1 protein-coding gene is annotated in these 14,053 nt (G+C 58.5%); it reads right to left on the reverse strand.

The features are described from left to right. Positions 1-81 precede the first annotated feature (81 nt). Positions 82-14,053: Ig-like domain-containing protein (locus NG42_RS19485; protein ID WP_053116376.1), on the reverse strand; the 13,972-nt coding region annotated here is incomplete at its 5' end.

Consider the following 14,053-nt stretch of genomic DNA (forward strand, 5'->3'; position numbering starts at 1 on the left):
TGTTAACACCAAATGGTTAATCTTCAGCGGGAGAGAAAAAGGGTCACGCCATGCGTGACCCTGACCCATTGCGTGACCGGATTAAACGACATGCACCTGCAGATTGTGCTGCACCAGTACATCACCGAGATTGTTGTCACTGACCAGCGCCGAGTTGTGGTAGACATCAAAGATCTGCCCGTCTACCGTGCGCTGTCCGACCGTGGCCCAGACGCCGCCATCGGTATTACTTAGCGTGACCTGGCTACCATCGGCACCTTTGATCAGCAGATCGTCCTGTGGCGAATCGGTAAGGGCTAACGCCTGCTGCAAATCGAGCCTGACGCTGTTGGTACCCGATTGGCCGAGATCCAGCACCTCGATATTGCCGATTTTCAGCCCCAGTGTGCTGAGGTCGAGATCCAGATGTTCGCCGTTTAATACCAGCGTATCGATGCCCTGCCCGCCGTCGATATGGTCGAAGTTCAGATCCGTAACCACAACCGTATCGTCGCCAGCGCTGCCGGTGACCGACGCACCTTGCTGCGTGCTGCCATCTGCCCGCGTAATCACTACCCCGCCGATGGTGTAACTGCCCTCCTCAGCCACTGCGCTGCCGGTGGTGGTAATATCCGCCGCGCTGGTCGCACTGCTGGCAGCGGTTGCAGTGCCGATCTCCTCACTGGCCTTCTCATCGTGGGTTACCGCCAGCGAGTGGGTATCGGCTTGCCTGGCGTCATCCATGTCCATGGCGAACAGTGATGCCGACTCTGAGGCGACCGCGGCCACCGGCAACAATGAGCCGAGCAGCAAGGTGTTGCTGGTGGCGGCCGGGTTCCCGGCAACATCCACCGCCGTTACCGTGACAATCGAACTGAGACTCAATGCGGTTAACAGCCCGCCGGGAAATTTCACGCTGTAACGACCCAGCGCATCGGTAGTTGCTTGCAAGGTGGAACCGTTCAGCGTGACGTTCAGGCGAGTGCCCTGCGCCAGATTTAGCGTGCCACCACTGATGGTCAGACCGGTGATCAACACACTGAGCAGGCTGAGTACCGGATCAACACCAATCACCGGCAGCGCATGGGTCTTCGCGGTAAAGCTGTTACCGGCTACGGCGGTATTCCCTACCGTGTCGGTCAGGGTGACCATAATGGTGTGGCTACCGTCGGCAATGCTGCGCAGAACGGAAGATGGGACGTTAACGCTCCAGCTACCGTTGGCCGCCACGGTAGTGGTATACACCGTGCCCGCTACATCCACCGAGACCTGGCTGCCAACCGCATTGGTCGAGGTGCCACTGATGCTTTCCGAGGTTGAAGCCTCGGCCAGATTCAGATAACCGTCGCCGCCAAAAATCGAGCCGATCGCCACGCCTGGCAGGGTATGCGTACCGACAATGGCGCTGCCGGTGCCGCTTCCGCTGTTACCCGCGGCGTTGGTCACGCTGGCGGTGACGGTCTGCGTGCCATCGGCCAGCGCCAGCAAGCTGGCGGACGGGACCGAAACGCTCCAGCTACCGCTGGCACCCACGATGCCGGTAAAGTTCTGATTGCCGACACTGACACTGATGGTGGAACCTTCGGCATTAGTGGACGTTCCGGTGATGGTCTGAGCACTTAATGCATCGGCGGCATTCAGTAAGCCATCGCCAAATACCGTGCTGACGCTGACGGTCGGTGGCGTATTGGCGATTACGCTGACCGCGCCGGTTTTGCTGGCGACATTGCCATAAGCATCGGTTGCTGAGGCGCTGACCGTCAGCGTACCGTTGGCCAGTGTCGCGAGGTCGGTTTTCGGCACGCTCAGGGTCCAGTTACCGTTGCTGGTGACCTGCGTACTGTAGCTGTGACCGGCAAGCGTAACGTTAACTGTCGATCCCGTGGCAAGATTGGTACTGCTGCCGCTGATGGTCTGCGCGGAGACCAGATCGGCCGCACTCAGCACCCCATCACCAAACACCGAATTCAGCGTCAGGGTTGGTGGATTACTGATACCGACCTGCACGCCCGCGCTGACGCTGGTGGTGTTCCCGACCACATCCGTTACCGAGACGCCAACGGTGAGATTGCCGTTCAGTAAGGTGCCGAGAATATCCGGCGTCACCTGTGCACTGAACTGCCCGTTGTTACCGACCGTGGCAGTAACCGTTGAATTACCGATATTGACCCGGACGGTGGAACCCGCAGTCACATTAGCGATGGTTCCGCTAATCGTCTGGGTGACCAGCGACTCCAGCAGATTTAGCACGCCATCGCCAAACAGCGGATTAAGGGTAATCACCGGCAGATTATGGATACCTACTAGCGCGCTGGCGCTGGCGCCACCGGTGTTGCCTGCGCTGTCGGTCACGGTGACGCCAACCGTCAGATTACCATCCAGCAAACCTTGCAGAATGGCCGGAGAGAGCGAGATACCAAAGCTGCCGTTGGCGGCCGTACTGGTGACAAACTCTTGTCCGGCAATATTCACCACCACTTTTGATCCCGGCTCAGCGCCGTTAACCGTACCGCCAATCAGCTGAGTGAGCAGCGCATCCGCGGCGTTCAGCAGACCATCGCCAAACAGCGGCGTTAGCGTAACCGTTGGTGCCGTTACGTCGACTAACAGTCCGGCGCTGGTTGAGGCGGTATTGCCTGCCACATCGGTCACGCTGGCTCCCACCGTCAGATTGCCGTCGAGTAAGGTGCCGAGAATATTCGGTGCGACACTGGCACTGAACGCGCCGTTCTGACCGACAGTGGCGGTGACGGTACTGCTGCCAATACTCAGCGTGACGATGCTGCCAGCGGCAACGTTATTAACTACCCCGCTGATGGTTTGTCCGGTCAGCAAGTCGATCACATTCAGGATACCGTCGCCAAAGATTGGGCTGAGGCTGATGCTCGGTTGCGTATTAAAGATGCCGACATCCACCGAGCTGGCGGCGGTATTTCCCGCCGGATCCACCACGCTAACACCCAGCGACAGGGTGCCGTCGAGTAATGCCCCGAGATCGAGCGGCGGAATAGTGACGCCCCACTCGCCGAGTGCATTGACGGTACTCTGGTACGATTTACTGCCGAGCGTAACGGTCACAACTGAACCGCTGGCGGCATTAATCACGCCGCCGATGGTTTGCTCCAGCGTTGATTCCACCACATTCAGCAGATTGTCGCCGCCAAACAGCCCGGTCAGATCGCCAATCACCGGCAGGTTATTAACAATCGCCGTCACGGTTTCGGTGACGGTACGGCTGTTACCCGCGGCATCGGTCAGGGTCAGATCCAGATCGATATCGCCGTCACCCAGTAGCTGCAACAGATTAGGCGGTACCACAATCGCCCATTTACCATCCTGACCGACCGCAGCGCTAAGCGTGGTGCCGCCGAGGGTTAATTCCACTATGGCACCCATACCCGCAGAGGTCGCCACACCGCTGATGGTCTGGCCGATCAGCGTATCGGCGGCATTCAGGAAACCATCGCCGAAAACAGAATCCACCACCAGGTTCAGCGCGCTGTTCACCACTTTATTTACGGTCAGGGTGGCTTCGGTACGGTTACCGGCTTCATCACTGACCCGCACGCCAAATACCAGTGGGCCTTCGGTCAGGCTGCCCAATACTTCAGGCGTCAGATCGAGACTAAAGGTGCCATCCGGATTAACGATACCGGTAGCAAGCGGATTGCCATCCCCGAGGTAAAGGCCAATGGTTTCGCCTTCTGCGCCCGGCGCGCGACCGGTCAGGGTCTGCGTTAACAGAATATCCAGCGCGTTAAGGATGTTATCGCCGAGCAAGGCATCGATCTGTAGCAGCGGCGCGACCGTATCAACCTCAATCAGATGAGTGGCAGTACCGGTATTGCCAGCAGCATCGCTGAGGCTAGCCGAAATGGTCTGCACGCCCTGGCCGAGTGCCTGCAAATCGGCCACCGGAACCAGGGCTGACCAGTTACCATTGGCCTGCACCACCGCGCTGTAGTTTTTACCGTTAAGGATCACATTCACCGTGCGACCGGTTTCACTGAGCGAAGCGCTGCCGCTGATGGCCTGACTGACCGCCGTCTCGCTGCCATTCAGCACATCATCCGTGGCAAAGGCATTAATCGTCAGCGTCGGTATGCCGCGATCCACCAGCACTGTCGAGGTGGTGGATGCGGTGCCGCCGATGCCGATGGCGGTAACCGCGACGGTGGCATTACCATCAATAAAGATGCCATTCGGTACACTAATGCTCCAGTTGCCGTCATCACCGATTACCGGCATCGTGCCGACGGGAATTCCGTTTACCGTTACGCTGACCGTTCCCCCCAGCAGACCGAGATTGGCGTAAGTACCATTAAGCGTTACTGCACCAACGCCATCAGCGGCATTAATAATATTGTCGCCGTTAACCGGGGTCAGAGTAACCAGTGCCACTGGCGGCGGCGTAAGGTTGACCGCGACGGTGATGGAGGCGTTACCGATGTTACCGGCGGCATCGCTGACCGTTACGCCAATCACACCGCTGGTGGTACCCAGTTGCTCCATCGCTACCGGGGTGACATTCACCGTCCAGTTGCCATTCGCCTGCACCACGCCCGTCAGAGTGGCAGTACCCATGCTTACCGTGACGATGGAGCCGGTTGTCGCACCGCTGGTGGTGCCGCTAAGCGTTTGCGTGGTCAGACTTTCCAGATAGGTCAGCGTATTATCGCCGGTGAATGGCGTAATCGAGATAGCGGGTGCCAGCGTATCCACCACAAAACTGCTGGTAATATTGGCCGAGTTGCCAGCAATATCGGTCACCTCAACCGCCAGATTCGTGTTGCCCTGCGCCAGCCCGTCCAGGACTTCACTGGCGAGATCGAGCGTCCAGTTACCGGCATTATCCACTGTCGCGTCATAGTTAATTCCGGCAAGCGTCACCGTCACCTGTTGGCCCGCTCCGGTTACGCCGGTCGTGCCGGTCAGCGTCCCGCCTGCCATCAGCTCGGCGGCATTCAGGAAACCATCATCAAATGGCAGCGCCAGCGTCGGCAGCGGCAGCGTCAGCGCGGCGGTAAAGTCCAGGCTCTGCGTGTTGCTGTTACCGGCACCGTCTGTGACGGTGACATTAATGCTGTGGGTGCCGTCAGTCAGGCCGCTGAGTGCACCTGCCGGAATATCCACCGCCCAGTTACCGTCAGCATCAACGATACCGGTGTAGGTGAGGCCGTTAACATCAATTTTCAGTTGAACACCCTGATTCAGCCCCTCAACACCGGTACTGCCGGTCAGAGTAAGGCTTGTGCCCGCTTCCGCGATATTCAGGATACCGTCGATAAACGGGACATCGATCATCGGATCCGGTAGTGTCAGAGCTGAAATCACCTGCTGGCTAATCGTTGCACTGTTTAACGCCACATCGGTGGCGGTAACGGTAAGGGTATGCGGACCATCAGCCAGCGTTGCCAGCTGGATCGGGGTCAGATTAAGTGACCAGTTGCCGTTGATATCGACCGTGGCGAGCAGCGGGTTGTCACCGTTAAAGCCGGAAATCTCCACCGTGACATTCTGATCAATACCCGTAATACCGGTTTTACCGCTTAACAGCTGACCTGCTGCTGCTTCAGCAATGTTTAGTGCGCCATCGCCAAATGGCAGATTGAGCGTCGGTTGTGGGAGGTTGTTAATCGCCACCAATACCGTATCCGATACGCTGCCAACGTTACCGACGCTGTCGGTCACCGATACGCTGATTGGCCAGTTGCCGTCCGGCAGCGCTTGCAGCAGACTGGCAGGCAGATCCAGCGACCACACGCCGGTGGCTTCATCCACGCTGGCCTGAAACGCGCTGCCATTTATGTTGACGATAACGGTCTGCTCACCGGTAATTCCGCTGCTGCCATCCAGTGTTCCGCCGATGGCCGCTTCTGCCGCATTAAGAATGCCATCAACAAACGGCGTCATCAGAACCGGCTGCGGCAGTCCGGTGATAATCGCATTGAAGTCGAGTGTCGCTTCGTTACTGTTACCCGCGCGGTCAGTTACCACCACTTCGATAATATGATTACCATTACCCAGGTCGGCCAACTGCGCCGGCGTCAGTGTCGCGCTCCAGTTACCGTTGGTATCCACCGTGGTGTTAAACAGGTCGCCGTCGATGTTCAGCGTGACGATCTGACCCGGCCCGGTGATACCGGTCGTGCCGTTAATCGTCTGATTCAGTCCGGCTTCAACGGCGTTCAGTGCGCCATCAACAAACGGTGGCAGGATGGTGGCCAGCGGCAGGTTATTAATCAGCAAATCAACCGTGGTGGTGACTGCCGCCGGGTTGCCCGCCGCATCCAGCGCGCTGACTTCCAGCTGCAACTGACCGTCGAGCAGCCCCTGCAGCGCACCGGCTGGCAGCGTGGCGCTCCAGTTGCCATCAGCATCGACCAGACCGTCAAAGGTCAGGCCGCCGACAGAAATCTCCAGCACAGTACCGGCGGCGAGGTTAGTGGCGGTGCCACTGAGCACCTGCCCGACGGCAGCTTCGCTGGCGTTTAACAAGCCATCGATAAACGGCGTGTTAATCGTCAGCAGCGGCAGCGCATTGATCGCCACATCCAGCTCGACCAGTTCAGTGGTGGTGTTACCGGCAGAGTCAGTCACTGATACGCCTACTTCTAGCGTGCCATCATTCAGCAGCAACAAATCTCCCGCCGGAATATTCAGGCTCCAGTCGCCGTTAAGATCGGCAATTGCGCTGTACTGTGTGTTGTTCAGCGTCACCGTCACGGTTAATCCCGCTTCGGTGGAACCATTCACCAACAATCCGGCCAGCGCTTCAGCCAGATTGAGAATACCGTCCAGCCCGACATCCAGCGCGATATCCAGCAGCGGTGCTTCGCTGTCGACAATAAAGTCGTGGCTGGCATCGGCGCTGTTACCGGCAATATCCTGCCCGGTAGCGGTAACAGTATTGCTGCCCTGATCCAGATCCTGCACATCGATCGCCGGAATAGTGGTGGTCCAGCTGCCGTTAGCATCGACGGTGGCATTATAGGTATTGCCATTTAGCGTGACCACGATCGTGCCGCCATCGGGGATCCGCTGGCTGCTGCCGCTGATTACCAGCGGGCTGTTGGCTTCCTGGGCATTGACGATATCATTACCGCTGACCGGGTTAATCGTTAGCAGTGGCTGTGATCCGGCATCGGCAATTACCGTTACCGTATGGGTGTTGCTCGCCGGGTTGCCGGAACTGTCGCTGGCGCTGGCGGTGATGGTTTGCACGCCGTCTGCCAGTGCGCCTACCTCAGCGGCAGGTACAGTAGCGCTCCAGTTACCGTCGGCATCCACGGTTGCGCTATAGGTTTGACCGTTCAGGACAATACTGACCGTGCGCCCCGCTTCCAGATTGCTGCTGGTTCCGCTGATTTCCAGCGCTTCGCCCGACTCGGCCTGATTAATATAGTCATCATCGGACACCGCATTGATGCTTAGCGTCGGCAGATTAGCGACGCTGGCATCAACGGTCAGGGTTTGTTCCACGGTGGTGGTATTACCTGCCACATCGGTCAGCGAGACGCTGACCGGATAGTCACCGTCCGCCAGCCCCTGTAGCGCGCTGACTGGCAGATTAACGCTCCAGTTACCGTTATTCTGTACCAGGGTTTGATAGCTTTGCCCGTTAAACAGCACCGTAATCTGCTGGCCTGCCTCACTGAGCGACGCGGTACCGCTGACCGCGACCACCTGTAATGCCTCAGCGGCATTAATAATGTTATCGCCAGCAATATCATTGATATCCAGCGTAGGCGCATCGAAATCGACACTGACATTGCTGTTAGCGACACCCTGGTTTCCGGCATTATCGGTCACCGTTACCACAATCGGCAGATTACCGCTCGCCAGCCCTTGCAGCGTGCCCGCATCCAGCTCCAGCGACCAGTTGCCGTCGGCATCGACCGTGGCGGTATAATCGTTACCATCAAGACTGACCACCACCGATTGACCGTCACCGGTTGCGCCGGTGGTGCCAGTCAGCGTCTGGACCGTTTCCGCTTCGTCGATATTGAGATAGCCATCGGTGAATGGGGTATCCAGTGTCGGCACCAGCGGGGCGGTTTCGACCTCAATTTCGCTGGTTGTGGTTACCGGATTGCCCGCCGCATCGCTGACCGTGGCGGTCAGGGTGTAGCTGCCGTTAGCAATACCTGCCAACGCGCCTGCTGGCAAATCAACGCTCCAGTCACCACTGGCATCCACGATAGCGTTATACGTCTGGCCGTTTAGGGTAATGGTGACAACTTGCCCTTCCTCAGCACTGGTGCTGCCGGAAACGCTAATCGCAGCGACCGACTCCAGCGCATTAACCCGGTCATCACCGGCAATCGTATCGATGATTAACACCGGTGCTTCACGATCCACGCTAAACGGCGCATCAATCGTGCTGCTGTTGCCAGCGGCATCGGTCACCGTGACCTGTGCACTGCTGTCGCCTTCTGCCAGCGCCTGTAATACTGCCGTCGGCAGATTTACCGTCCAGTTGCCGTCGCCATCCACCGTGCCGCTATAACTGTTACCGTCAATCGTGACGCTGACCGTTTGCCCGTCTCCGCTGATGCCAGTACTGCCACGTAATGGCTGATCGCTGCCCGCTTCTGCCGCATTCAGCACGCCATCACCAAACGGCGGCTGAATAGTGGCATCCGGCAGTTGATTAACCAGCACATTCAGTGTCGCCGTGCTGCTGACCGCATTGCCTGCCGCGTCCACTGCGCTGACATTGATGATGGCCGGACCATCCGGCAAGCCCGCCAGCGAGGCCGGTGGGATCAGCACGCTCCAGACACCATTGGCGCCAATTTCGGCAGTGAAAGTTTGATTGTTGAAGTTGATGGTGACGGTGCTGCCCTGCGGAACATTCTCCGACGTCCCGCTGATCAGCAGATCTTCCGCCGCTTCCGCCGCATTCAGATAGCCGTCGTCACTCAGGGTATCCACCGCCAGCCCGGATGCCGCACTGTTAACCTCAATATCAAGGCTGTTGCTGGCGGTATTGCCTGCGATATCACTGACCGCCACGGTAAAGCTGGCCGTGCCGTTAGCCAGCGCCTGTAGCGCAGCGGATGGGATTAACACGCTCCAGGCACCGCTTGGCTGCACCTGCGCGGTATAGATCTGGCCATCCAGCGTAATGGTGACCGTCTGACCTGCTTCAACATTTGTGGCGACGCCCGACAGCGTCTGAGCCGTTTGCTGCTCGGCACCATCAACAATATTGTTGCCGGCAAAGGTATCAATACTGATGACCGGCAGATTATCGGCATCGGCTTTAACCGTCAGCGGGCTGTTCTGCTGAGTGCTGTTACCTGCGGCATCGGTCGCGATAACCGTCAGGTTATAGTCGCCATCGACCAGCTCGCCGAGATCCGCCGCGGGGATAGTCAGCGTCCAGCTACCGTTAGCGGCCACGTTGGTGGTGTAATCAGTACCATTCAGGCTGACGGTAATTTCCGCTCCCGCTTCGCCGGTGCCGCTGACGGGCAAAGGCTGCCCCTGCTCGCTGGCATTCAGCACGCCATCGCCGGACAGCGTATTAACCTGCAATAGCGGTGGCAGCGTATCGACCAGCACACTGTCGCTGCCGTTGGCGGTATTCCCGGCAATATCGCCCACTGTGACGACAAAAGGTGTATTGCCCTGCGGTAACGTTTCCAGCACTGGCGCCGGAATAGTGACGCTCCAGCTGCCATCGCTGGCAACCGTGCCGGTATAGTCGTTACCGCCAAAACTGACGCTAACCGTCTGCCCATCGCCGCTGACGCCTGTGCTGCCGGTCAGGATGCCATTATTTTCGACATCCTCAGTGTTAAGCGAGCCGTCACCAAATGGTGGATCAATGCTGACCGCCAGTTGCGGATTAGCCAGCACATTGAGCATTGAGGTCGCGGTCAGCGGATTACCGGCCGCATCATTGACCGTTGCACTGATATTTAGCGGACCATCGACGACGCCTGCCAGCGCTCCGGCAGGGACAATCGCTGTCCAGCTGCCGTCGGCACTGACGGTGGCGTTATAACTGACGCCATTGACCGTGACCTGCACCAGCGTACCCGGCAGGACATTACTGGTCTGTCCAGCGATTTCGAGCGCCGCCAGCTGTTCGCTGGCGTTCAGATAGCCATCGCCACTGATCGGTTCAATGGCCAGGCTGCTGCCGCTGGTGTTGATGGTGTAATTGCCGTTAACAACAACACTGTTGCCCGCCACGTTACTGACGCTGACCGTCAGGTTCTGGCTGCCATCACTCAGTCCGGCCATCGCCCCGGCCGGAATGGTCACGTTCCAGGCACCGCTGCTCTGCACCACGCCGCTGTAGCTGACGCCAGCCAGCGTCACCGTCACAATTTGCCCGGCCTCGACATTAGTAGTCGTACCGGTCAGCAGCTGATCAACCCGCGATTCCGCGTCATCGACAATGCCGTTGCCAGCAAAAATATCCACGGCCACCGTCAGCGTTGGCTGCCCGCTGTCCAGCGTCAGATTACTTTGCAGTGTGGTGGTATTACCCGCCGCATCGCGTGCTGTCACGCTGAGCGGATTCGCGCCCTCATCCAGCGCCGCCAGATCCGCCGCCGGGACTTCCAGCGACCAGTTGCCATTAACACCAACTGTTGCCTGATACGTTTTGCCATTCAGGGTAACGGTCACGTTATCGCCCGCGCTGCCGCTACCGCTTAACAGCAGCGGCTGACCCTGTTCGGCGCTGTTAAGAATGCCATCGCCGGATGGCGTGTTAAACGCCAGAGCCGGTGGGCTGATATCCACCGCCAGGCTGGATTGCTGCGTGGTGCTGTTGCCCGCAGCATCACTGACCGTGACGCTGAGTGGATAACTGCCGTCAGTCAGCGTGGCCAGATCGTCGGCCGGTACACTGACCGACCATTGACCATTTGGCCCGACGATTGTGCTGTAGACCGTGCCATTAAGCGTTACGCTAACGCTATCACCGGCGGTTCCGCTGCCGTTAATCGCCAGGGGTTGTTGCTGTTCACTGGCATTCAGGATGCCATCACCCGCCAGCGTGCCGAGGGTAAAGGCTGGCGCACTGGTATCGAGGGTGAACGGGCTGAGCGCCGTGTCGCTGTTGCCGTTGGCATCGGTCGCCGTGACGCTGATATCGTATACACCATCACCCAGCGCCTGCAATGCCGTCGCCGGCAGGGTTGCACTCCAGCTGCCGTTGGCCGCCACCGTCGCCGGATAATCGACGCCATTCAGCGTAATAATTACCGTGCTGCCCGCTTCTGCTGTACCGCTGACGGTTAACGGTTGATTCTGCTCGCTGGCATTGATCAGCCCGTCGCCCGAAATTGGGTTAATCATAATATCCGGTGGCGTGGTGTCTATCGTTACCGGCGTGATTAAATTGCTGCTGTTGCCAGCAATATCGCTTACCGTGACGACCACATTGCTGCTGCCGTCCGGCAGATTCTGTAATGCCGCTGACGGCACCGTGACCGTCCAGTTTCCGTCACCATCAACGGTAGCCGGATAATCCACGCCGCCAACATTTACCGTGACGCTCTGCCCGTTGCCTGCCACCCCGGTGCTACCCGTCAGGGTTTGCGGATTATCAGCTTCATCACCACTCAGCACACCATCGCCGAATGGCGTATCCAGCGTTGGCTGTGGCAGGTCGTTGATCAGCACATTCAGCGTGGTTTCGCTGCTCAGCGTATTGCCATTGATATCCGTGGTGGTCGCGGTAATGACTTGTTGACCATCCGGTAAACTTGCCAGTGCCGCCGCCGGAATATTGGCGCTCCACTTGCCATCCGCACCGACGGTCGCACTGTATTCCACGCCATTAAAGGTTACGGTGACAATGCTGCCCGCAGCGACATTATTCGAACTGCCGCTGATGGTCAGATCGGACTGTGCTTCGGTGGCATTCAGGTAGTCGTCACCACTGATAATGCCAATCGCCAGCGCGCTGAAACTATTATCAACGGTAAACTGTTCGCTGGCGCTGGCGGTATTCCCCGCCGCATCACTGACGGTGACGGTAAAAGTTTGCGTACTGTTCTGCAAACCGGTAAACGCCGATGAAGGGATCAGCACGCTCCAGCCGCCACCTGACTGCACCAGACCGGTAAATTCCACACCGTTTAGCGTGACGATGACGGTTTGCCCGGCCTGTACATTACTGGTCGTCCCGGTAAGCCGTTGATCTTCGCCCTGCTCAGCGCCATTCAATTCGCCGTCGCCGGTAAACAGATCGACACTGATGGTCGGTTGATTGGCCGGATCGGCCGCGACCGTTAGTGGACGGGTGACGGTGGTAGTATTCCCTACCGTATCGATGACCGTAACACTGACGGTATAATCGCCATCTGCCAGCCCGGCCAGTGCGGTAGGCGGAATATCCACACTCCATTGCCCGTTGCTGCCAACAAGCGCCGGATAATCTACGCCGTCCAGCGTCACCGTAATACTGTCGCCAGCATCACCGCTGCCATTTATCATCAGGGTTTCGCCCTGCTCGGCGCTGTTCAGATAGCCATCGCCAGAAATGGGCTCGACGCTTAAGGCAGGCGCGGCGGTATCCACGCTCAGCGTGCTGGTTTCAGTGGTGCTGTTACCACTGGCATTGCTGGCGGTCACGGTGAATGGGTAGTCGCCATCATCGAGTGCTAACAGCGCTGAGGCCGGAATATTGACACTCCACTCGCCATTACTGCCGACGGTAGTGGTGTACTCCTGACCATTCAGCGTGACGGTAATCGTGTCTCCGGCGCTGGCGGTGCCGCCGATCGCCAGCGGCTGCCCTTGTTCAGTGGCGTTAACCACACCGTCTTCGGCAATCGGATCGACCGTCAGTAAAGGCCCGGCGGTATCCACCGTCAGCAGCGTGGTTTGCGTGCTGGTGTTGCCCGCCGCATCGCTGACGCCGACACTCAGGGTGTAGTCGCCATCGTTAAGTGCCGCCAGATCATCCGGCGGTATCTGTACTGACCATTGACCGTTCGCCCCAACGGTTGCGGCATACTCTTTCCCATTGAGTGTCACGGTGATGCTATCGCCGGTAGTGCCGCTGCCGCTAATCAGCAGTGGCTCGCTCTGCTCGCTGGCATTAAGAATGCCGTCACCGGCCACCGGATTAAGGGTAAAGTTCGGCGCGGTAGTATCCACCGCCAGGGCACTCTGCTGCGTCGCCGTATTGCCTGCCGCATCGGTGACGGTCACCGCAACGGTGTAACTGCTGCCGTCAGCCAGCGCAGCCAGATCACCGGTCGGCACAACCAGTGACCACGCGCCATTTCCCGCCACGGTAGCCGTGTAGTTCTTACCATTTAGCATGACGCTGACGCTGTCGCCCGGCGTACCGGTGCCATTCAGCGTCAGTGGCTGTCCCTGTTCGACGCTGTTAAGGATGCCATCACCGGCAACCGGTGCCAGTGTAAAGGTCGGATCTGCGGTGATCAGCGTAACACTGCTGGTTTGCGTCGTGCTGTTACCGGCGACATCGGTGGCGGTCGCCGTCACTGCGTAGTCGCCATCATCCAGCCCTTGCAGCACTGCCGCCGGAATATTGACTCTCCAGTCACCATTGTTATCAACGGTAGCCGGATAATCGATGCCGTTTAAGGTAATCGTTACGGTGGCTCCCGCCTCTGCGCTGCCTTCAATGGTCAGCGGTTGATTCTGCTCGCTGGCATTTATCAGGCCATCATCAGAGATCGGCTCAATGCTGAGGCCCGGAGCCAGAGTATCTACCGTAACTGGCGTGGTTGACGTACTGGTATTGCCCGCCGCATCGCTGACTACCACCACGATATTGCTGCTGCCGTCCGGTAACGCCTGCAATACATCTGATGGGATCAATACGCTCCAGCTGCCGTCACTATTTACCAGCGCCGGATAATCGTTGCCGCCGACAGTCACGATAACGCTCTGCCCCGGCCCGGTTACACCGGTGTTGCCACTCAGGGTTTGATCGCTCTGCGACTCATCGCCATTCAGTATGCCGTCGGTAAACGGTATATCCAGGCTGGCGTCCGGCAGGTTATTGATCGCAACAATCAGCGTGCCGCTGGCCGAGATGGTCGTGCCGTTCGCTCCCGGCGTGGTGGCG

Origin of the sequence: Winslowiella iniecta, assembly GCF_001267535.1 — a bacterium.
Lineage (GTDB): Bacteria > Pseudomonadota > Gammaproteobacteria > Enterobacterales > Enterobacteriaceae > Erwinia > Erwinia iniecta.